The sequence below is a fragment of the Amycolatopsis rhabdoformis genome, assembly GCF_035918295.1.
Taxonomy (GTDB): domain Bacteria; phylum Actinomycetota; class Actinomycetes; order Mycobacteriales; family Pseudonocardiaceae; genus Amycolatopsis; species Amycolatopsis rhabdoformis.
Genome location: NZ_CP142149.1, coordinates 1728042 through 1748880, shown reverse-complemented (window position 1 = coordinate 1748880; position 20839 = coordinate 1728042). Strand labels below are relative to the sequence as shown.

The 20839-nt window shown below is 71.0% G+C and carries 23 protein-coding genes; 13 read left to right on the top strand and 10 right to left on the bottom strand.

Translation table 11 applies throughout. From position 1 onward, the window contains the following. Positions 1 to 66: 66 nt before the first annotated feature. Positions 67 to 399: a winged helix-turn-helix domain-containing protein gene (locus VSH64_RS08170; RefSeq protein WP_326834889.1), complete on the bottom strand. Its 333-nt coding sequence runs from the start codon at positions 397 to 399 to the stop codon at positions 67 to 69. After that, entirely contained in the window at positions 396 to 872 is a 477-nt protein-coding gene (locus tag VSH64_RS08165) for a hypothetical protein (RefSeq protein ID WP_326834888.1), read from the bottom strand. The genes VSH64_RS08170 and VSH64_RS08165 overlap by 4 nt, the downstream gene beginning before the upstream one ends. Positions 873 to 1118: 246 nt before the next feature. Between VSH64_RS08165 and VSH64_RS08160 the strand changes: the two genes are divergently transcribed. Both VSH64_RS08160 and VSH64_RS08155 read left to right on the top strand, forming a co-directional pair. Continuing rightward, positions 1119 to 1898, top strand: coding sequence for an isocitrate lyase/PEP mutase family protein (locus tag VSH64_RS08160; RefSeq protein WP_326834887.1), 780 nt, complete (start codon positions 1119 to 1121; stop codon positions 1896 to 1898). A gap of 353 nt (positions 1899 to 2251) precedes the next feature. Then, positions 2252 to 3469 carry a methyltransferase gene (locus VSH64_RS08155; protein WP_407655637.1) on the top strand — a complete coding sequence of 406 codons (1218 nt, stop codon included), beginning with the start codon at positions 2252 to 2254 and terminating at the stop codon, positions 3467 to 3469. Positions 3470 to 3660: 191 nt separating this feature from the next. Here VSH64_RS08155 and VSH64_RS08150 read toward each other — a convergent pair whose 3' ends face one another. The 4 genes from VSH64_RS08150 to VSH64_RS08135 form a co-directional block, all read right to left on the bottom strand. Further along, positions 3661 to 5454, bottom strand: a complete 1794-nt coding sequence (locus tag VSH64_RS08150) for an esterase/lipase family protein (protein ID WP_326834886.1) — start codon at positions 5452 to 5454, stop codon at positions 3661 to 3663. Continuing rightward, positions 5409 to 5858, bottom strand: a complete 450-nt coding sequence (locus VSH64_RS08145) for a hypothetical protein (protein WP_326834885.1) — start codon at positions 5856 to 5858, stop codon at positions 5409 to 5411. The genes VSH64_RS08150 and VSH64_RS08145 overlap by 46 nt, the downstream gene beginning before the upstream one ends. A 156-nt stretch (positions 5859 to 6014) precedes the next feature. Then, complete coding sequence (locus VSH64_RS08140) at positions 6015 to 6776, bottom strand: hypothetical protein (RefSeq protein WP_326834884.1); 762 nt, start codon at positions 6774 to 6776, stop codon at positions 6015 to 6017. A gap of 184 nt (positions 6777 to 6960) precedes the next feature. Beyond that, positions 6961 to 7407, bottom strand: coding sequence for a hypothetical protein (locus VSH64_RS08135; RefSeq protein WP_326834883.1), 447 nt, complete (start codon positions 7405 to 7407; stop codon positions 6961 to 6963). Between the two features lie 143 nt (positions 7408 to 7550). Between VSH64_RS08135 and VSH64_RS08130 the strand changes: the two genes are divergently transcribed. Then, positions 7551 to 8144, top strand: a complete 594-nt coding sequence (locus VSH64_RS08130) for a hypothetical protein (protein ID WP_326834882.1) — start codon at positions 7551 to 7553, stop codon at positions 8142 to 8144. Positions 8145 to 8367: 223 nt separating this feature from the next. On the opposite strand, the gene VSH64_RS08125 is transcribed toward VSH64_RS08130, so the two are convergent. Further along, the gene (locus tag VSH64_RS08125) at positions 8368 to 8946 is read right to left on the bottom strand and encodes a TetR/AcrR family transcriptional regulator (RefSeq protein WP_326834881.1); all 579 of its coding nucleotides are present in this window, start codon (positions 8944 to 8946) and stop codon (positions 8368 to 8370) included. Between the two features lie 98 nt (positions 8947 to 9044). Between VSH64_RS08125 and VSH64_RS08120 the strand changes: the two genes are divergently transcribed. The 3 genes from VSH64_RS08120 to VSH64_RS08110 all read left to right on the top strand — a co-directional run bounded on the left by VSH64_RS08120 (position 9045) and on the right by VSH64_RS08110 (position 10901). Further along, on the top strand, positions 9045 to 10055 hold the full coding sequence (locus VSH64_RS08120) for an aldo/keto reductase (protein WP_326834880.1): 1011 nt from the start codon (positions 9045 to 9047) through the stop codon (positions 10053 to 10055). A gap of 100 nt (positions 10056 to 10155) precedes the next feature. Continuing rightward, entirely contained in the window at positions 10156 to 10647 is a 492-nt protein-coding gene (locus tag VSH64_RS08115; protein WP_326834879.1) for a DUF2975 domain-containing protein, read from the top strand. After that, a complete protein-coding gene (locus VSH64_RS08110) occupies positions 10647 to 10901 on the top strand; it encodes a helix-turn-helix domain-containing protein (RefSeq protein WP_326834878.1) in 255 nt (84 codons plus the stop codon). Before VSH64_RS08115 ends, VSH64_RS08110 begins: the two co-directional genes overlap by 1 nt. Positions 10902 to 10981: 80 nt before the next feature. Here VSH64_RS08110 and VSH64_RS08105 read toward each other — a convergent pair whose 3' ends face one another. Then, positions 10982 to 11497 carry a DUF6630 family protein gene (locus VSH64_RS08105; RefSeq protein ID WP_326834877.1) on the bottom strand — a complete coding sequence of 172 codons (516 nt, stop codon included), beginning with the start codon at positions 11495 to 11497 and terminating at the stop codon, positions 10982 to 10984. A 441-nt stretch (positions 11498 to 11938) separates the two neighbouring features. On the opposite strand from VSH64_RS08105, the gene VSH64_RS08100 reads away from it, so the two are divergent. Then, on the top strand, positions 11939 to 13342 hold the full coding sequence (locus VSH64_RS08100) for a DUF4041 domain-containing protein (RefSeq protein ID WP_326834876.1): 1404 nt from the start codon (positions 11939 to 11941) through the stop codon (positions 13340 to 13342). A gap of 9 nt (positions 13343 to 13351) precedes the next feature. Here VSH64_RS08100 and VSH64_RS08095 read toward each other — a convergent pair whose 3' ends face one another. Beyond that, complete coding sequence (locus VSH64_RS08095; protein WP_326834875.1) at positions 13352 to 14737, bottom strand: cytochrome P450; 1386 nt, start codon at positions 14735 to 14737, stop codon at positions 13352 to 13354. A gap of 78 nt (positions 14738 to 14815) precedes the next feature. On the opposite strand from VSH64_RS08095, the gene VSH64_RS08090 reads away from it, so the two are divergent. The 5 genes from VSH64_RS08090 (at position 14816) to VSH64_RS08070 (ending at position 18829) form a co-directional block, all read left to right on the top strand. After that, the gene (locus VSH64_RS08090) at positions 14816 to 15388 is read left to right on the top strand and encodes a TetR/AcrR family transcriptional regulator (protein WP_326834874.1); all 573 of its coding nucleotides are present in this window, start codon (positions 14816 to 14818) and stop codon (positions 15386 to 15388) included. A gap of 141 nt (positions 15389 to 15529) precedes the next feature. Continuing rightward, entirely contained in the window at positions 15530 to 15811 is a 282-nt protein-coding gene (locus tag VSH64_RS08085; protein ID WP_326834873.1) for an amphi-Trp domain-containing protein, read from the top strand. Positions 15812 to 15974: 163 nt separating this feature from the next. Further along, the gene (locus VSH64_RS08080) at positions 15975 to 16214 is read left to right on the top strand and encodes a hypothetical protein (protein ID WP_326834872.1); all 240 of its coding nucleotides are present in this window, start codon (positions 15975 to 15977) and stop codon (positions 16212 to 16214) included. 254 nt (positions 16215 to 16468) lie between these two features. After that, complete coding sequence (locus tag VSH64_RS08075) at positions 16469 to 17914, top strand: hypothetical protein (RefSeq protein ID WP_326834871.1); 1446 nt, start codon at positions 16469 to 16471, stop codon at positions 17912 to 17914. 87 nt (positions 17915 to 18001) lie between these two features. Further along, positions 18002 to 18829, top strand: coding sequence for an alpha/beta fold hydrolase (locus VSH64_RS08070; protein WP_326834870.1), 828 nt, complete (start codon positions 18002 to 18004; stop codon positions 18827 to 18829). Positions 18830 to 18844: 15 nt separating this feature from the next. Here VSH64_RS08070 and VSH64_RS08065 read toward each other — a convergent pair whose 3' ends face one another. Next, positions 18845 to 19846, bottom strand: coding sequence for a GlxA family transcriptional regulator (locus VSH64_RS08065; protein ID WP_326834869.1), 1002 nt, complete (start codon positions 19844 to 19846; stop codon positions 18845 to 18847). Between the two features lie 179 nt (positions 19847 to 20025). Between VSH64_RS08065 and VSH64_RS08060 the strand changes: the two genes are divergently transcribed. Further along, entirely contained in the window at positions 20026 to 20778 is a 753-nt protein-coding gene (locus VSH64_RS08060; RefSeq protein ID WP_326834868.1) for an alpha/beta fold hydrolase, read from the top strand. The last annotated feature ends 61 nt before the right edge of the window (positions 20779 to 20839 follow it).

Below are 20839 nucleotides of genomic sequence, written 5' to 3'. Positions count from 1 at the left end.
CGACGGAGCCCGGCGGAGTGTGACCGTTTCCGGAGATCTTTTTTCCGACTTGCCGCCCGGTGCGGGTCAGCCGCCCGAGGCCACACCTTCCCCGGCGTGGCGGGCGCCGTCCGCCCGCGCGTGCTCGGCGATCGCCTGCAGGGCGGCGATGTGCGCGGCCAGGATGGCGCGGCCGGTGGCGGTGAGATTGAGCCAGGTGCGCGGCCGCTTGCCGACGTAGCCCTTGCGCACTTCGACGTAGTCGTTCTTGGACAGTGTGGTGACCTGTTTGGACAGTGCGGAGTCCGTCAGCTTCACCGAGTCCCGGACGAACCCGAACTCGGCCCACTCCGCGGCGGCGAGCAGCGAGACGATGGCCAGCCTGGTCGGATCCAGCAGCAGCTGGTCGAAGTCGGTCACCGCTGTGAGCCCCGGCCCGGCCGGCGCAGCAGCCACCGCTGGAACGGCGGATCCGCGAACACGATGTACAGCCCGATCAGCGCACCGTAGTAGATCTTGCCGTGCGCTAGCCCGAACACCTCCACGCCGACCGCGACGACGATCCCGATCCCGACGATCGGCGCCACCCGCAGCAGGCGCACCCCGACCGACTGGTTCCGGTCCGACACCAGCAGCGGCCGGCCGACCAGCGCGCCGCCGGTGGGGGTGAGCATCCCGAGCGCCAGCACCACCAGGAGCCCCAGCAGGACCCAGCTCACCCACCTCAGCGAGGCCGGGAGCAGGTCGTTGGCCGCACAGCCCAGGAACACCCCCAGCCCGAGGACGACCGACAGCCACCGCGAACCCGTCGCGGACTCGATCACCTGCTCACGACTCTCGCGCACCGTGCGCAGCGCCGCCACGGCCTCGTCCGGCGTCGGCTCGTGCACCATCGCCCCTCCTTCGTCAGGATCGGCCGCCGGTCGGTGGCCGCCCTGGTAGCTCGCCCAGGCAAGTACTTGCCTGAAGAGAAAGCTACTCGCCACTTTCCACTCAGGCAAGTACTTGTCTGTCGGGGTCGAGAAGCCGATCCAGGCGCGACCGACCGGCGCCATCGCCCCGACGGCGTCGAGGGACGTGGTGCTCGGGGGACGTGGTGCCGGCGTGGGGTCGCGGCCGAGCCGGATAGGTTGGGCGGTATGACTTCCACCGCCGACAAGGCCAAGCTGCTGCAGGAGCTGCACGCGGCTCCGGAACTGCTGCTCGTCGTCAACGTCTGGGACGCGATCACCGCCAAGGTGGTCGCCGAGACGCCCGGCACGAAGGCGCTGGCCACGCCCAGCCACGGGATCGCGGCCTCGCGCGGGTATCCCGACGGCGAGAAGATCCCGCGCGAGGAGATGATCGCCGAGGTGGCGCTGATCGTGCGTGTGGCCGGGGACCTGCCGGTGACGGCGGACCTCGAGGGTGGCTACGGCGACCCGGGCGGCACGGTCGCGCGGGCCATCGAGGTCGGTGCCGTGGGCTGCAACCTCGAGGACCAGATGAAGCCGCTGGCCGAGTCGGTGAAGGCGGTCGAGGCCGCGGTGGCCGCGGCCCAGCGCGCGGGGGTCGACTTCGTGCTCAACGCCCGCACCGACGCGTTCGTGAAGGCCGGTGACCGTGACCCCGAGGAGGTCCTCACCGATGCCATCGAGCGCGGCCGCGCCTACCTCGACGCGGGCGCGTCGAACTTCTTCGTGCCCGGCCGGCTCGACGAGGACCAGGTGGGCCGCTTGGTCGACGCACTCGGCGAGCGCAAGGTGAACCTCATCGGCATCCCCGGCTCGATCCCGCTCGCGCGGGCGCAGGAGCTCGGCGTGTCGCGGGTGTCCTACGGTCCGTGGAGCCAGAACGTGGCCCTCACCGCGCTGGCGAAGCTCGCCGAAGACGTCTACGCCGGCGGCGGCCTGCCCGCGGACACGCGCAAGCTGAACTGATCCGGCGCCGGCCCCGGCAGGGCGAGACCCGCCGGGGCCGGTCACCGCTGTTCACGGCGAACAGCGATCACGGACGCTGATACCCTTTCGGCGTGACAACACCTGTGCACGCTTCCGTTCTGCGCTAGAGCGCGAGCCTTTCGAGTTTCCCTTCGAGCAGTCGGCTGATCGACGCCGCTGCTGCTGGTCGAGAAATCCCAGCCCGGAAACCGCAGCTTCGTCCTGCCCTGGATCGTTCGACAGCCGGCTCTCCCCCGGCCGGTTTTGTCGCGCCGATTCACGGGTTTCGCTCGCGCAGGAACGGCAAACACTTGTCTCACCCTTCTTTCCCCGATTCTTCGGACAAGCCCGGAGTGACCGTCGCGGTCCGCCGGCCCGATCGCGCCGACGTGGTTCCAGCCAGGTGGTGGTCCGCGAACGGCACTCCCCCACCCCGTGACATCGTGCTCGTCGGCGACGAATTGTCGGCCGACGCGGCGTTCCGGCTGGCCGAGGCGAACACGGCACTGTTGTGGCGAGGCGATTTCCACAACGCGCGCCAGCTGCTGAACGCCCTCGGCCGACGCGTGGACCGGTCCCGACCACCGGCGCCGGCCGCGACTCCGGCGGAGGCGTTCGCGCGCTACCGGACTCGGCAGGCACGGCGCGCCCGCGTCCTCGGCCGGCTGCTCGTGCCGGTCGAGCCGGGCAACGTCGTGCCGCTGCGGCGCGCACCCGACGTCCGCGCCGCGCTGAGTGAGGCGTACGGGCCGGCCACCGAACGGACTGTCTTGACCCTGCGGGAACTGCTCGGTGTGGTGAGCGCGCACGAGTGGCGGCGCACGGGCGTCGAAATCGCGAGCCTGGGCGCGCGTATCCACCCACATTTCGGCGTGTTCTCGCCCCTGCGCAGCGAATACGTCGACCTGGTCGCGAACGAACCGCTCCCGGCCCGGGATCTCGCGTTCGACATCGGCACCGGCAGCGGAGTGCTCGCCGCGGTGCTGCTGCGCCGGGGCGTCGGCTCGGTGGTCGCGACCGACCGGGAGGATCGGGCGCTCGCCTGCGCGCGGGACAACCTCACCCGGCTGGGCTATGCCGAACGCACGCGGCTCGTGCGAACCGACCTCTATCCGCCCGGCCGGGCACCGCTGGTGGTCTGCAATCCGCCGTGGCTGCCGGCCAGGCCGCACTCCGCGCTGGAGCGAGCCGTGTACGACCCGGGCGGCCGCATGACCCACGGTTTCCTCGACCGGCTCGCCAAACACCTGACCCCGGACGGCGAGGGGTGGCTGGTGCTCTCCGACCTCGCCGAGCGCCTCGGCCTGCGCTCGCGCGACGAGTTGCTCTCCAGCATCGGCCGCGCCGGCCTCGAGGTGCGCGGCCGGTCCGATACGCGGCCGCGCCACCCGCGTGCCGCCGATGAAGGCGATCCCCTGCACGCCGCGCGGTCGGCCGAAGTCGTCTCGCTGTGGCGGCTCGGCGTCGCCCGTAAGCAACCCCGCAGTAACTGGTCAGGTCAGACCAGTTCGTCCCGATCCGGCGCTCGAACCGCCGCTCGGCCTCGCTCAGGCTCGACAGGAAGTGAATGACAACTTCGTGCACTTCGCCACTACGAGGAACCCGGGGTGGCCGCGGCACGAGGTGGGCGATCGTCTACGACGTAGACTCGAGGGTGGTGCCGGACGCGGCGGGGGCCGAACGTGAGGCGTGGGTCGGGCGGCGCTGAGGTCCGGCTCGGGTTGCTCGCGGCGTGTTCGGGGAATGGGTGGCCCGGTCGGCCTCAGCTGGAGGCGAAGTAGGCCACCCGGATGCCGACCGTCCGGGGCGGCGGGGAGCCGCTCGCCTTGTCGTCGAGGACGCCGACCGGCACTGTCCACATCGGAGTGGATTTGTCGATCAGGTCGGCGGAGTTCGCCAGCACGGCCAGCTCGCCGCGGCCCTCGTCGCAGCTGTAGGCGCCGACGTAGTCGTCCGAGCGGCCCGGCCACGCGCCGCCGTTGCGGAGGCGGCACTTCGTTCCGTCGACGAGTTCGAGCGCCCACGGCACGGGTGAGGACGAGGCGGCCACCGGAGTGACGGGTGCTTCGGCGGTGTTGCGGTGCAGGGTTCTGGTCCACGGATCCCAGCCGCACAGCAGGGAGATCCGGTCCTGCTGGGTCCAGCAGACGTCGGCCGAGGCGGCCGTGGGGCTGCACGTGACGATGTCCCGGCCGGTCGCCGCCGGTGACGGGGAGGCCGGCGTGCCGCAGTCGACGCTTTCGCCGTCGTCGGCCACCGTCCAGCCCGGTGCGAGGGTGCCGTTGCGGGCCACCGGCTTCACGGTGACCACAGTGGTCTTCGGCTGCCGGGCGCCGACGTCGTCGGAGACGATGCCGGTGACCTCGTTGGTGAGCTGGATGGTGCGCATCAGGTTGCCGTGGAAACAGGCGCCGGCGATCGAGGTGATCGGCTGGGCGACGTCGCTCCGGGCGGTGAGCCCGAGCGACAGCCCGATGCCGTCGGTCGCGGCGCGGGTGGGGTTGAGCTGGTAGTCGCAGGAGGCCTTGCTGGTTTGCTTGACGCCGTTCGTGGCGGAATCCGGCATCACGATCAGGTCCCCGACCCGCACGCGATCGACGTCCCACGGCGCGTGGAACCAGCCGGCCTTGGGGATGGTGAGGTTCGTGTCGCCGTAGAGGGCGTGCACGGTCACCCCGGCGGGGAACGGTTTGAGCGCCGCCAGCTGCGGCGAGCCCGTCCGCAGCGCGCGGCCCGCTTCGGAGTCCGCGGCCCGCGCGGGCGGCGGCAGGATGTCACACAGCGACCCGGTCGTGAGCGCCTTCGTGGTCGCCTTCCCGCACGTCGCGAGGATCAGCCGGACCGCCGCGAGCGCCGCGCCCGTGGCCGCGCCCACGTCGAGCGCGTCGCTGCCGAGCAGGGCCACCAGCGAGCCCGTCTCCGGCGTGCCGAGGGTGACCACCGTGCTCACCTCGCCGGCGCGATCGGCGCCGGCCGCGCCGCGGTGGGTGAGGGCGTACCGGGTCGCCAGGCCGCCCATGGAGTGCGCGACCACGATCACCTTCTCGCCCGTGGCCCGGTAGAGACAGTCGATGGCGTCGCCGAGCGCCGGGCCGATGTGCGGATCGTCGACCCAGCGCGCGGAGTATTCGTGGTAGTCGAAGGTGAACACGGCGGTGCCCTGATCGCGTTGGAGCTGCCCGATCAGGGACCGGGACGTCCGCGTCGCGGTGAGCTGGTTCGCGGCCAGGTCGATCAGGTGGGAGAAGGCGCCGCCGCGGTCGTCGGTGTGCGTGGCGGCGCCGGTCCAGCCGTGCACCATCACGACGGGGACGAACTTCCCGCGCGCGTCCGGCGTGATCCGCACCGGCGAGCCGTCGGGGTTGAGGTCGGGCGCCTTCTTCAACGGCGCCGGCGCGAGCTGCACGCCGGCGCAGTGGATGTCCGCCGGGTTCTGGGCCCGTGCGCTCGCGGGCGCGGCCAGGATTCCGCACACTGCCAGGCCTGCCGCGAGCACGGCCGCGAAGCGCTTCACCGCGTCGGCCCCGGGATCGGCACGGTCGCCGCCACTTTCCACGCGCGCCCTTCCCGCACCATCACGGCGGCGAAATCCGTCGGCGGATACCCGGGCGACCGCAGCGTCACGTCGATCACGCCGCCCCCGACCCCGTCCGGCGACCACGTCGCCTCGTCCGCCACCACACTCGACCCGGGCGGCACCCCCTCCGCCGCGCGCCCGCCCACGAGCTCACGGCTGGAGGTCGCGACCAGGGACGCGGGGTCGTGAACGAGCGCGCCGAGCGCCACTGCCACCTCGTGGGCTTCGCTCTTGGGCGCCTCGCTCTTCGGCGCCGGCGAAGTTTGCTGCTGCGCCACACTTCCCTGCGCGGGCGCCCCGGTGCCGCGACTCAGGAACACGTAGCCCGCCCCGGCCGCGAGCACGAGCACCACCACGCCGGCGACCACCCACTTCACCTTCACCGGCACTCCCTCGCTTGTGGGCGCAGTACGCAGCGGGGAGTCGGTGGGGGTTGGGGAACTGTTACGGATGGGTGGGGGGTGGGTGTTCGGGGTCAGGTTGGCGGTTGATGTTCGGCGAGCCGGGGCCGGCTGCCGGCCCCCGACCGTTGTTGCGACTCAAGCGTCGGAGTCCTCCTCCGACGGTGGCACTGGCACATCGAAGACGTCGACGACCAGCTCCGAAGTAGAACCGCTGTCGATGGACTCACCGTCGCCCTGTTCGAAGGTGTGCAGGTGCACCCAGTGACCACGGGAAGCCGCGTTCTCGGCAAAACCCACCGCGTGGTCGATGACATCTTCCCCCGTGGAATCTCGGCTCGTCCACGTCGACAACAACGGGACGCCATCAGGCAGCAACCAGGCGCGCCGGCCTTCACTCGCTCGCACGAACGGCTCCGCGGACGCGAGCTCGAAGACCCACGAGGTTTGACCACGCTCGTCGACTTCGTTCGAAACGTTGACGCCCAGACCGAGCAGGTAGGCCGCGCCCACGAACTCCTTGAGCTCGCGACCGTAGACGGACATCAGTTTGACCGGCTCGACCGTCCCGAACACACTCGTCGAACCCACCGTCACCTGGCACCGCTCCAGCAAGAACGCACGGACGGCCATCTGCACCGCTTGAGGAAAGCGAGCCAAAAGGGCGTTGAGGGACGCTTCGTCGCGCTCGATCAAGAAGAAGTTCAGTTCACGGACCAGATCCTCGGTCATATCCACGTCGTCGACTCCCACGGAGGTGACGACCTCGAGGGAGTCGACGGATCCGCGGACGAGAGCGAACACTCTGGACTTGCCCGAACTGCGGTGCGCGACAAACTCAGTGACAAGCATGTTTCCTCCATGGCTCGCCGAACCGTCGTCGAACAGCACGGCGATCATCGTCGTGAACGTTGGGAAGGCATGTCGTCCGGAGTGCAGGATCCGCCCGCATAGCCCGCGTAGATGCTGTCGAACCGGGTACAGCCCGGCTCGCATGGCGAGAACCATCATGTCAGACGGTTCGGCAAGTCGGTAGGACACGACCGACCCGGGGGACGTCGGCAGGCCAGGTCGCGCACGCGGCTCAAGGCTGACGCGGCGACCGTTTCTCGTCGGGCACGCCCAACACCACGACGATCTCGGCCGGCTCATCGGGGTCGTCGCCGTAGAGGGTGATGCGGTTCAGGTCCCGTTCCACGGGCCGTTCGAGCCGGAGCTGCCCATGGGGGTCGTAGAGCGCTATCGATGCGCGAGCCAGCGTGATTTCTCCGCGGAACAGCACGTCGAGGGCGCCGTGTGGTGCGGGCTCCTCGAGGCAGGCCACCGCGACGGGGCCACTGGCGGACTGCCGCACGCCTACGTACAGCGAGTCCGGGCCGGCGTGGACGGGTTCGCGGGCCGGGTCCCACCCGGCGTGGTCGTCGGTGCTGTCCGGGGAGGCGATGACGAGCAGGCCGTGGGCGAATCGGGCCGTTCCGCCGCCGTGGTAGCGGTCGCCGAGTGAGGCGGTGGTTGCCGCGTCGATCGTCATGCGCGCCGCGGTCTGATCACGTGTGCACGGTAGCTGAGTGGGCCGAGCCGGCGACGGCGTTGTCTGCGGCGTGGGTGGCGAAATCGGTTGACCTGCGCCGTAGCGTGAAGTGCGTCCTGGGCGGTGCGGCGGAGGAGCGACGGGTGGCATTCACCGAAACGACGGAGCCGGTGCCGGCGGAGCTCAGGACCGGGGAGTTCACGGTGCGGCCGATCGTGGTGGCGGATACCGAGCGCGACTACGCGGCGGTGATGGAGACGCGCGAGGATCTGCGGCTGTGGCGGCAGACGGCGTGGCCCGAGGACGGCTTCATGGTGGAGGAGAACCGCGAGGACGTCGTCGACATGGAGGAGCGGCACGCGGCGCACCGGGCGTTCAACTACACGGTGGTCGATCCGGCCGGGAGTACGTGCCTGGGTTGTGTGTACGTGTTTCCCACGAGCGCGACGTTCCTGGCGAAGTGCGGGGTGACCGCGGTCGACGGGGACGAGTGGAGTGAGGTCGACGCGGTGGTGTTCTTCTGGGTGCGGCTGCCGCAGCGGAAGGCCGGGATGGACGGGCGGTTGCTCGACGCGTTGCGGGTGTGGTTTCGGGACGTGTGGAAGTTCGAGAAGACCGGGTATGCCACGAGTGAGACGTTCCGTCAGCAGGTGGAACTGCTGAACGGTACCGATCTGACGGTGAAGTTCGAGCTGGACGAGCCTGGCAAGGCGGGGAAGCGGCTCGTGTTCGGCTGAGTGGAGATCCCCCCGGACAGCGGGACGGTTGAGGAATCCTCATGGGTGGTCTGACGTCGCGTCCTGGCGAGGAGCGGGCGAGCAACACTTGCGACGCGGAGGATCGCCGTGAAGCACTCGGCTCCCCTGTGTCCACATCGGACCCATCTTCGCGCGCAGGGCGACCATGTTCCTGCCCAGGCACCAGATTCCGCTCGAAGAGGCCGGCGCCACCCGAGTGAGTTCAACCGCGGGCCGGCAGGCCGGAGCCGATCAAGTCGAGCGCGGCGGCGAGATCGTCGACGACCGCCTCCTGGTCGGCACCCTGAAGGGCCCGGTTGCGCAACACGTTGCGCTGCATCTGGATGCCGCTGCAGACGGCGATGAGCAGGGCCGCGCGGGTTGCGGCGTCCGGTCCGGGGAGGGCGGCGGCGAGGTCGCGTTGGTAGTGGCGTTCGAGGTGGTCGCGCATGATCTCCACGGCGCGTTCGTTGGCGGCCGAGCGGATCGTGAGCAGCAGGCCCTTCGTCTGCCCCGACGGTGCGTCGCCGAGTAGTGCGGCCGCGACCTCGCGGTTGTGGCCCGGCACCATCATCAGCGGGTGCCGGTAGGTCTCCTCGACCGCGCGCGCGAAAAGCCCTTCCTTGGAGCCGAAGTAGCGCGAGATCAGCCTCGGGTCGATGCCCGCCTCGCGGGCGATGTCGCGCGTGCTCGCGCCGTCGTAGCCGCTGCGGGCGAAGGCGTCGATCGCGGCGTCGAGGATCGCGCGCTGCGTCGCCTCCGCGTCGCGTCTTCGCGGGACGACCGGAGTGACGTCGGTCATGGCGCCAGTCTACGGATCCCACGAGACAAGTCCACGAGTGTGGACTAACGTTGTCCCCAAGTGAGGACATACGGGCTCCTCCGCGAAAGGACACCACGATGAGCATTCCCACCCGTTTCCTCGGCGCCGGGCGCCTGGAGGTCGGCGCGATCGGGTACGGCGCGATGAGCTTCGCCAACCCCTACGGCCAGAGCGGGTACGACCCGGACGCCGCGGCGCGAGAGATCCTCGACCGCGCCGCGGAGCTCGGCGTGACGATGATCGACACCGCCGACGGGTACGGCGACAGCGAGGAGATCCTCGGCCGCGCGATCGCCGGCCGCCGCGACGACTTCGCGGTGGCCACCAAGTTCGGCATCGTCTCCGCGCCCTTCGGCGGCGGCGAGGCTCGCATCGACGGCAGCCCCGCGTACGCGCGGGAGCGGCTCGAGCGATCGTTGCGCCGGCTGAACACCGACCACGTCGACCTCTACTACCAGCACCGCGTGGACCCGACCGTGCCGATCGAGGACACCGTCGGCGCCATGGCCGAGTTCGTGGCCGAGGGCAAGGTGCGCCACCTGGGCCTGTCGGAGGCCGCGCCCGACACGATCCGCCGCGCGGCCGCCGTGCACCCGATCACGGCGATCGAGACCGAGTGGTCACTGTGGGAGCGCGGGATCGAGGACGAGGTCTTCCCGCTGGCGCGCGAGCTGAACATCGCGATCGTGCCCTACAGCCCGCTCGGCCGCGGCGCGCTCACCGGAGCCGTGAGCTCGCGCGAGGACCTCACCGACCGCGACCACCGGCGCCGGATGCCTTGGTACTCCGAGGAAAACATCGACCACAACCTCTCGACCATCGACGTGATCCGCGGCATCGCGGCCGAGGTCGCGGCCACGCCGGGGCAGGTCGCGCTCGCGTGGCTGCTCGCGAAAGCGCCGGACGTCGTGCCGATTCCGGGCACCCGCCGGGTTTCGTTCTTCGAGGAGAACACCCACGCGGCCGACGTCGCGCTCACCCCGGAGCACCTCGCCGCCCTCGACCGGATTTCCGTGGTGGGCCAACGGGAACACGACACGGCGGTCGACGCGCGGAATTGGTTCAACGGGGTCAGCCCGGCCCGCTGATTCGGGACACCCGGAGCTCGCCGCCGCCGGTCGCTCGTGAGCCAGCCTTGCCCGACCTATCGAATTACGATAGATTTCCATCGCGAATCGATGGAGAGGGATGGCTGTGGGGAAACTGACCGTGCGGGCGCTGCGCGCCGTGCTCGTGGTGGTGCTGCTCGGCACCGTGTTCGTGCAGGTGGCGATGGTGTGGGCGGTGATCGCCAAGCCGGTGGAGGGAACCCTGCCACTCACGGCGTTCCGCGTGCTCGCGATCCTCGGCATGGTGGCGGCGCAGGTGGCCATCGTGTGCGTGTGGCGGCTCGTGGCGATGGTGGGCCGCGGCACCGTGTTCTCGCACGCCGCGTTCCGGTACGTCGACGGCGTGATCGGCGCGATCGTGGCGGCGGCGCTGGTGTGGTTCGCCGTCACGGCCGTGAACGCGCCGGGCCAGCGGGACGACCCCGGTGTCACGCTGATCATGGGCGGCATCGGCGTGGCCATTCTCGGCGTCGCGCTCATCGTGCTGGTGCTGCGGATGCTGCTGTCGCAAGCCGTCGCGCGCGACGTCGAGGCGTCGCGGATGCGCGCCGAGCTCGACGAGGTGATCTGATGCCGATCGCCGTGGACATCGACGTGATGCTGGCCCGCCGCAAGATGTCCGTGGGTGAGCTCGCCGAGCGGGTGGGGATCACGCCGGCCAACCTGGCGGTGCTCAAGAACGGCCGCGCGAAGGCGGTGCGGTTCGCGACGTTGGCGGCGTTGTGCGAGGTGCTGGAGTGTCAGCCGGGTGATCTGCTGCGGTGGGAACCGGAGGTCACGGGAGCGCACCGTGAGGTCGAACCGGCCGCGAAGAACGGGCAGTGAGGACGATGCCGTCGGTCCGGGCCGACGGCACCGTCCTCAGCGGGCTCGAAGTCACCGCCGAGGTGTGGCGAGCCGGCAAGCTAACCGGCTTGGCTTCCGTACACCCCGGCGGCGAACCCGGCCTCGGTCGCGCGCTCCATGAGGTCGTCGGCACGGTCGGCCGGTAGGAGGACGAGGGGGTAGCAGTCGGACTCGATGTCGAGCACGCCGAGCGCGGTGCCCAGCGTGAGCAGCCGTTCGCCGGCGGCTTCGAGGAACTCGAACGTGGGAAGGTCGCTGGCGGCCAGCTCGTCCCACAGCTCGTCGGCCCGCGGCGCGGAACTCAATTTCCGCAACCGGCCGACGATCTCGTCCGCGGCTTCCTTCCAGTCCACCTCGGCCAGCAGACCGTGGTCGTCGAGCGCGTCGACCAGCGCGATCCACGGCAGGCCTTCGAAAGGCTCGTCGATGCCGCGGTCGTCGAGGCGGTCGGCGTGGTCGCGGAGGTAGGCGTCCGGGTCGTCCCGCGCGGCCAGCGCACGGGCGGAGACCGCGGCGGAGTTCGGGGCGAGAAGCGCGGCGACGGCGGCGAGGGCGTCGCGGGGTGGTGTGGTCATCGGAGTTCTCCCCAGAGCCGGGTTGGTGGCCGGAGGGATGATCGCACTGGGCCGGTGGTGTGGCGTCGGGGGTGGCGGAGTTACTGAGCCGCCACCGCGACGCGCGGGCTGCGACCGACGTGTAACACCCGTTCACGACGGCCCGACTCCCTCCTGTGATCGTGACCTCCGGAGGGAAGTGGCATGGCATACCGGTTCAACCCACCACCGAACTGGCCTGCCCTTCCCGCCGGCTGGGCGCCTCCCCCCGGTTGGCTGCCACCGGCTGATTGGCCGCAGCCGCCCCAGTTCTGGCAGCTGTGGACGTTCGAACCGGACGCACCCGTCGCGCCGGCACCCCACACGGCTGCACCCCACACGCCGGCACCCCACCAAACAGCGCCGACGTCAGCGCAGCCGAAAGGTCCTGGGCTGTTCGGCGCACGCAAGCGCGCCACCGCGTTGGAGAGCGAGCTCGCCACAGCGCTCGAAGCCCTGCGCTCGGAGAACGGCAAGGCCCAGCAGCTGACCGCGCAGCTTCAGGAAACCGCCGCACGCAACGATGCGCTGAAGGCGAAGCTGGCGGATCTCAATTCGCGCTACACCGAGCTGCGGGGCGCCGACGCACTGGCTCTCGAACAGGAAATCCGGCAGCTGCGCCGGACGGTCGACCAGCTTCGCGCGGAGAGCCAGGATCAGCGAACCGCCCAGGCTCAGCAGCAGAAAGCCGCGGAGGCCGAGTTGGCCGCTGTCCGCCGGCAGCTGGCCGAAGAGGCGGAGAAGCTCACGAGGGTGCGAGCCGAGGTCGTCGAGACCCAGGAGATCGCCCTGCTCCAGGAAGCCGGCATCTACGAGTTCCGGCACCGCCTCGCCGACGCGGTGGCCTACAAGGCCGCCCTGCAGAAGCTGAAGGACTCCGTCAAGGTCGCCGCGAAGAACAACCACGCGATCACCGCGACCACCGACTGGACCGTGAACGGCTCCGCCGTGGAAGGCCAGCGGATGGTCCGCGACTTCTCCAAGCTGATGTTGCGCGCCTACAACGCCGAGGCCGACAACTGCGTGCGGTCGATGCGTCCGTACCGGCTCGATTCCGCCCTGGACCGGCTGACCAAGACCCGCGACGTCATCTCCCGGTTGGGAAAGACGATGAACATCAACATCTCCCCGGGCTATCACCGGTTGCGCCTCGAGGAACTCGAACTCACCGCCGATCACCTGGCGAAGGTCGAGGAGGAGAAGGAGCGCATCAGAGCCGAACGGGAGCGCCAGCGTGACGAGCAGCAGGCGCAGCGGGAGTTCGAGCGGGAAAAGTCCCGGCTGAACAAGGAACAGGCGCACTGGCGCAACGCTCTGCAGAAATGGGCCGAATCCGGTGACGGGCAGCAGGCCGAAGCGGCGCGGGCCAAGCTGGACGAGATCGACGAAGCGATCCGCGGGGTCGAAGAACGCGAAGCGAACATCCGCACGGGGTGGGTGTACGTGATCTCCAACGTCGGGTCGTTCGGCGACGGCGTGGTCAAGATCGGCCTCACCAGACGGCTGGACCCACTGGAGCGGGTCCGGGAGCTGGGCGACGCCTCCGTTCCGTTCCGGTTCGACGTGCACGCCAAGATCTTCGACGCCGACGCGGTGAGTCTCGAGACGCGCTTGCACCAGCGGCTCGCCGACCGGCGCGTGAACCGCGTGAACCTCCGGCGCGAGTTCTTCTACGCGACGCCGGCCGAGATCCTGCAGGAGCTCGAGGCGATGGGCCTGCGCGACAACCTGCTCGACTACGTCGAAGAAGCCGAAGCCCAGGAATGGCGGTCCAGCCGGCAGCTCGCTCGTGACGCCGCGCCCGCCTCTCCCGCGCCCGCTGCGTAGGGCCCGGAGTTACCGAGCCGCCACCCGGGCGCGATTGCGGACGCGTGGCCGGACCGTGAAGCCGCTCGGCTTCAGGGTCAGGGATTCGGCGATCTTGAGCTCGTACGCCGGATCCGCGGTGAAGTCGTAGCGTTGCAGGACCATTCCCAGGGCGAGGACGGCTTCGTGCAGGGCGAACTGGCGGCCGATGCAGGCGCGTTCGCCGGTGCCGAACGGTTTGTAGGCCTGGGCGGGGCGTTTTTTGACCGCGGCGGGTTCGAAGCGGTCCGGGTCGAACTTCTCCGGGTCCGGGCCCCACACGGCCGGGTCGCGGTGGACGAGCGGCAGGGGCACGATCACCCAGTCGCCCTTCTGCATGGGGTACTTGCCGCCGAGGAGGACGTCTTCGCGGGCCTCGCGGGAGTAGCCGGGGGCGGTGGGCCAGAGGCGCATGGACTCGTCGAGCACGCGGCGCACGTACCGGAGCTTGGCGACGTCGGCGAAGGACGGGTCGCGGTCGCCCCACACGGCGTCGACCTCGGCGCGGGCCTTGGCGAGGGTGTCGGGGTTGCGGGTGAGGTAGTAGAGGGCGAAGGACAGTGCGCCGGAGGTCGTTTCGTGGCCGGCGACGACGAAGGTGATGGCCTGGTTGCGGATGTTCACCGGGTCGAGCCGCTCCCCCGTGTCCGGGTGGCCCTCGCTGAGCATCATGCCGAGCAGGTCGCGGCTTTCGCCGCCCTCGCGGCGGCGGGTCTCGATCACCTCGTCGACCAGGTTTGTCATGGTCGCGATGTCGGCCTTGTTCTGCGCGGGCGTGCCGGCGAACGCGCGCCGCGCGAAGGGCAGCTTCACGTTCTGCAGCTGGGCGAACCGCAGCGCGCGGATCATGGCCGTGACGAACGGGTGGGGCTCGGTGCGCTCGAACGAGCCGAAGCGGTAGCCGAAGCCGGCGAGGCCGATCGTCTCGAGGGTGAGGCGGGTCATGTCGGCGGCGACGTCGACCGGGCCGGTCGCGCGGTCCCACGCGGCCGTGAGCTCGTGCGCCACCTCGAGCATCATCGGGTGGTAGCGGCGCATCGCCTCGGCCGAGAACGCCGGCTGCAGGATGTCGTGGGCCAGGCGCCAGTTGGGCTCGCCGGTGTGGGCGGTGAAGAGCCCGTCGCCCGCCAGCGCGCGCAGGTTCTCGATGCCGAGGCCCACGTGCTTGCCGAACTTCGTCTCGTCGTTGAGCTGCGTGACCACGTCGACGCCGCCGGCGAACACGATCTCGAAACCGAAGATCTTGCGCGTGAAGATCGGCCCGACCCGCCGGCCGACGCGCAGGGTGTCCTGCAACGGCGTGCGCGGGTTGGCGCCGATCAGGTCGCCGATGACCGGCAGCCGGCCCGGCCGGTGCGGAATCCCGGTGGTGTCCACGGTCGCTCCCCTATTGAACCCAGATCCAATAACGTCACGATCCCCCGATACTGAACCCGTGTCAAGTAAGCTCGCGTGATGCGGACACGGCTGAGCACGGAGCAGCGGCGCGAGCAGCTCCTGGGCATCGGCGCCGGACTGTTCGCGAACCGGCCGTACGACGAGGTGTGGATCGAAGAGGTCGCCGAGATCGCGCAGGTCTCGCGCGGCCTGCTGTACCACTACTTCCCCACCAAGAAGGAGTTCTTCGCCGAGATCGTGCGCCGTCAGCGCGACGAGCTGCTGGCGATGAGCGAACCTGATCCGGCCCTGCCGGTGGTCACGCAGCTCAGCGCCGGCCTCGACGTGTACCTCGAGTTCGCCCGCACCCACCCCGACGGCTACCGCATCGTGCACCGCTCCGCCGGCGACGCCGACCGCGAGATCCGGGAGATCCGCGAGGCCGGGATGGCGGCGAACACCGACCGCATCCTCGCCGCACTCGCCCTGTTGCGGCCGATCACCGAGGCGACCCGGCTGGCCGTGCGCGGCTGGCTGGCGTTCGTGGCCACGCTCATCCTCGACTGGCTCGACGAACCGAAGGTCACCCACGAGGAACTGCGCGACATCTGCGTGCGGACGTTGTTCGCGGCGGTCGACGCGACCCCGTGACGAGGCGTCGCCGATCTCTCGTACCCGGCCGAGTAGGTCGAGACGCTGGTCGCCGGGCAGTTCACGCCTGACAGGTGATGCGGCGGCCGCGCGCGGCTGGTGCTGTTCGCGGCAACGTCCGCGAGCGTGAGGAGCCAGGCCATGTCCGACGTCGAGGTGAAGCGCGAAGAGACACTGTCGCGTGAGGACGCCGCCCGCCGGCTCGCCACACTGGCCGAAGCGTTGCAGGCGGGCGGGAAGATCGAGATCGCGCTGGGGGCGAGCACCGTGAAGGTGCACGTGCCCGACGAGGTGGCGATCGAGGTGGAGGTGGAGATCGACGGGCGCGAGGTGGAGCTGGAAGTGGAGCTCAAGTGGTCCACGGGGAAGCCGGCGGGCGGCGGCCGGGCCGCGGCGGCACGCCGGCGCGCCCCGGCCAAGTGACACGGCCCAGTGGCGCGGGCCAGTGACGCGGCCCAGTGACACCGGCCGAGTGACGCGGCGTCCGTACCGGCTGGCTGGTACCGGGGTATTCCGGCCAGCACCCGCCCCGGTACGGCCGCTGGCGGCAATGTGCCTGCGCCGTGCCGCTGCGACCCTGGGATTCATGGCACCGAAAAAGCTGCCCACCCCCGACGACCTCACTACTGTCACCGGCCGCACCGGCACGTTGTACCTGTGCCCGGACCTGCCCGCGGTCGACCACAACATCTCCCTGCTGTACCGCGAAATCGCCCACCTGCCCGCCACCCACCGCGACGCCGAGCGCGCCCTGTGGGCCGACATCGACCTCCTCCTCGACCGCCGCAAGTGGCTCGAGGTGACCTCGCTGACCGCGACCGGCTGACGTTCGCGGTTCAACCGGCTGCCGGGTGCCTCTCGTCCGAGGCCCCGCGGTCGAACTCCGCCGCGCGCCACCCGTCGCGGTGATTCGCTTGAGCGCGCAGCTCCTCATCGGGCTGCGTAGGTAGTCCGCGGCTGCCGCCAGAGACCGACAGAACGACATACCCCACACCGCGGCGCGAAGCCGCCTTCTCCGACCCCCTTCGACGGCGTTGATCTCCGGGACCCCTCCCGCGGCCCGGCCGTACGGTGCGGTCCATGCGCGCACCGTGGCCGGTCCTGGGGCTGGTTCTGCTGGTCTTCGCCGCCGCTTGCGGTGGGCCGGCGCCCGAGCCGGTGCCGAAGCCGGTGGCGGTGGATTGGGAGGCGCAGGCGGACTGGGCGGTGCGTCAGGTCGATCCGTGCGCCTTGCTGCCGACGCCGGGGAAGGCGACGGCTCCCCACGCCTGCGAGACGCCGGTGGCCGGCGGCCTGACCATGACGGTCGAGGTCGGTGGCGCGATCAACCACTTCGCGCGGTACCGGTCGCAGGTGCTGGAGCAGGCCGGGTCGCGGGTGTACCTGAGCTACCACGAGCCCGCCGCCACCGAGGGATCCGTGGTGTGCCGCTGGGCGGTGCCGTTGTCGCCGACGCGGGCGGTGTGGCTGGAGGTCGGCGGGAAAGCCGGGCGTGACCAAGCGTGCACTGCTGCGAAGGCGGCGATTCCGGGGCTGCTCGGGAAGCTGAAGGATCCGAACGCGCTCGCGGACGGCCGGGGGCCGCTCGTGCGGTGGGGAGCGTGCGAGCCGTTGCTGCGGGTGCTCGGGCGCGCGCCCGCGGATCCGCAGCTGGACCCGATCCGCGACACCGAGATCGGCGACCCGACGCGGGCCGACGAGTGCCAGTGGGGTGACTACCGGTTCGCGGGGCGGCTGCTGTCCTTCACCGTGGACGAATTCCCCGCCGAAGGCCGACTGGTGCGCATCGGGTCGGTGCCGGGCCGGCTCACGGACTACACCGACACGTGCGTGATCAACTGGGCGCCGGCCGGGACCACGCCGCTGGCCACGCTGCGGGGCGGGTGCGACGGGCTCACCGACGTCGCCACGAAGATCCAGGCGCTGCTCGCCGGGCCGCCCCCGCCGGTGCCGCCGGCGCCGGCCTCGCTCGGGATGCCGGCGAGCGTGTCCGACGAGCCGGACGTGGCTCCGGCGTGCCGCATCTCGGCGCTGCTCTCGCAGGACTGCCGGGCGGCGAAGACCGTGCCCGTGCCCCGCGGCGGCGGCGGCGGCGGCGGCGGCGGCGAGGCGATCGTCGCGGCGCCGGACGCGGTGGACCTGGCCTGCACCCTGCTCGACGAGGCCATCGAGAAGGCCACCGGACAGCGGGGCCAGGTCGCGTACACGAAGACCCAGTGCCTGGGCAGCACGGCCGACCGCAGCGTCGACTTCACGCTCGAGTTCGACCCGGCCTCGAACCTGTCCCAGTGGGAGGCGGGCCTCCCGCGCGTGAACCTCGGCGGCTTTCCCGCGCTCGTGCTGGACCTCGGCACCGGGCGGGAGCTGATCCTCTCGAACACCCACGACGAGCAGAACATCGGCAAAGTGCGCCTCGATGCGCTGGCCGCCGCGCCGCTGGGCCAGGACACGCCCGAGCGGCCCACGGATTCCGCGCGCCTGGCGCTGGGCGACCGGGTGGCCACGGCGCTGATGACACGGTTCTGACTTCGCCCCGCGTACGGTGATCTTCGTGATCACCGCACTGTCCATCGTGGACAACGGTGCCGACGCCGACAAGGGGAGCTCTCGGCCATGAAGCACACGGACGCGCACCATCCCGGTCAATCGGACCCGGCCCCGGCGCGGCTCACGCGGCGGTCGTTCGCCGGCCTCGCCGCGTTGGGGGCCACCGGGCTCGCGCTCGCTTCGCCCGGCTCGGCGAGCGCCGCGGCCGCGCCCGCGCCGCGCAGGTCCGTGGTGCTGGTGCACGGCGCGTACGCCGACGGCTCGTGCTGGGCCGACGTGATCGGACGGCTGCAGGCGGCCGGCGTCGAGGTGGCCTCGGTGCAGAACCCGCTCACCTCGCTGGCCGACGACGTGGCCGCCACGCGCCGCGAGCTCGACCTGCAGCCCGGGCGCACCGTGCTGGTGGGCCACTCCTACGGCGGCTCGGTGATCAGCGAGGCCGGAGTGCACCCGGCCGTCGATTCGCTCGTGTACCTCTCCGCCCGCGCGCCGCTGGCCGGCGAGGACTACCCCGCGCTCACGGCGAAGTTCCCCACCGCGCCGGCGAGCTCAGGCCTGGTGTTCCGGAACGGATTCGGTCAGCTGACCGAAAACGCGTTCATGAACGACTTCGCCAACGGCGTGCCCACCGCGAAGGCGAAGGTCCTCTACGCCGCCCAGGGCCGGGTCGCGCAAGATCTCTTCTCGACGAAAACCACCGCCGCCGCCTGGGAGAGCAAGCCGAGCAGCTACGTGATCACCACCGCCGACCGCACGACCGCGCCCGAGCTGCAGCGCTTCGTGGCCGCGCGGATGAAGGCGCGCACCACGGTGATCGCCTCGGGGCACCTGTCGTTCCTCACCCACCCCGACACGGTCACCCGCGTGATCCTCGACGCCGTGCACCGGCCGTGAGCGGTCCCGACCGGATCAGCGGCGGGCCGTGCTGAACCGGCGCTGGTAGGCGGCCGGGCTGATCGACAGCTTCCGCGCGAACACGCGGCGCAGGGCCTCGTAGCTGGGAAACCCGGCCAGCGTGGCGGCCTGCGTCGCGGTGTGGCCCTGGTCCAGGAACGCCCGGGCCAGGTCGAAGCGGATGTCCTCCACGTACCGCGAAGGCGTGGTGGACAGCTCGTCGTGGAAGAGCCGGGTGAGCTGGCGCGTGCTCACGTTGAGGTGCTTCGCGAGGTCGCCGAGCGAGTGGCGGGCCTCGGGGTTGGCCGTGACGAGGTCGGTGATCGTGCGCAGCGCCGGCGAGCGCGGCGGCGGGCCCTGCAGCGGCGCGGAGAACTGCGACTGCCCGCCCGAGCGCTGCAGGTAGACCACCAGCGAGCGGGCCACGTCGCGCGTGAGGTCCGGGCCGTGGTCCTCCTCGACGAGCGCGAGGGCCAGGTCGATGCCGGCGGTGACCCCGGCCGAGGTGTAGGTGGTCCCGTCGCGCACGTAGATGGCGTCGGGTTCCACGCGGCACGTCGGGCACCGGTGGGCGAGCTCGTGCGCCGCCTTCCAGTGCGTGGTCGCGCGCTTGCCGTCGAGCAGGCCGGCGGCGGCGAGGATGAACGCGCCGGTGCAGATCGACGCGACGCGGCCCGCGCGCGCCGTCGGCACGAGCGCGGCCTCCGCCAGCTCGCGCGGCACCGGGGTGCGCGGGAAAAGGCTGGATCCGGGTACGAGGTAGGTGTCCGGTGCGGGCACGGAGCACACCGAGCCCTCCACCGTGACCCCGAACCCGAGGTTCGACGTCACGTTCTCCCCCGTCGCCGAAAGCAGCACGATGCGGTAGTCGGCGCCGAACCGGTTGGCTTCCTTGAACACCTCCGCCGGGCCGGCGACGTCGAGCAGCGTCACTCCGTCGTAGACGAAGATCGCCACCACGTGCGCGGCGGAGCCCGGCCCGGCAGGGGCGGTCGAGTCGGCGGAAGACGGGGACACCGCCCATTCGTAGCACACCGTGACCGGAAAAGTGCGCAGGTCGCGCGCCGTAGCATTTCGTTACAGAACTTGACCGTAACTCAATCGCTCGCTACGTTCTCTGCGTCACAGCCCCCTCGTCGCGCCCGCACGGCGCGGCCCCTCTGGCAAAGAAGCCACAGGAAGGTGTACCGATCCCCATGGCAGAGACCTACGTTCTGGTTCCCGGCGCCTGGCACGGCGCGTGGTCGTGGCGCCCGGTCGCCCAGCGGCTGCGGGCCGCCGGCCACTCCGTGGTCGCCCTCACCCTCCCGGGTCTCGCGGACGGCGACGACCCCCGTCGTTTCTCCCTCGCCGACACGGTCGACTTCGTCGCGGGGTTCCTCGACACCCACGACCTCACCGACGTCACGCTCGTGGCCCACAGCTGGGGCGGCTACCCGGTTTTCGGGGCCGCCCACCGGGTTCCGCAGCGGGTGCGCCGCGTGGTCTTCCACAGCGCGTTCGTGCCGGAGAACGGCGTGGCCCTCGTCGACGACGTCCCGCCCGGGCACGCCGAACTCTTCCGGCAGCTGGCCCGCGACTCGGGTGACCACTCCGTGGTGCTCCCCTACCCGGTGTTCCAGAGCGCCTTCGCGCAGGACACCCCGGAGCCGGTGCAGAAGCTGGTCTACGAGCTGCTCGTGCCCCAGCCCATGCGCTACTTCGAGGAACCGCTGCACGCCCCGGCGTTCCCGACTCTCGGGCTGCCGGTGAGCTACCTGGCCGGCGAGAGCGACCTGGCCATGCCGCCCGGCGACCACGCCTGGTGCCCGCGGTTCCCGGGCCGGCTCGGGGTCGAGCCGATCACCGTGCCCGGCGACCACGAGGCCTTCCTGACCCGGCCCGACGCGTTCGTGGCGGCACTGCTGCGCTCGCACACCGTGGACGGCTCGGCGCGCGTCCCGATCTGAGTGGTTCCTGGCCGGACAAAGGCGGCACCGCGGGCGGCGGAATCGGCACCATGGAACACGT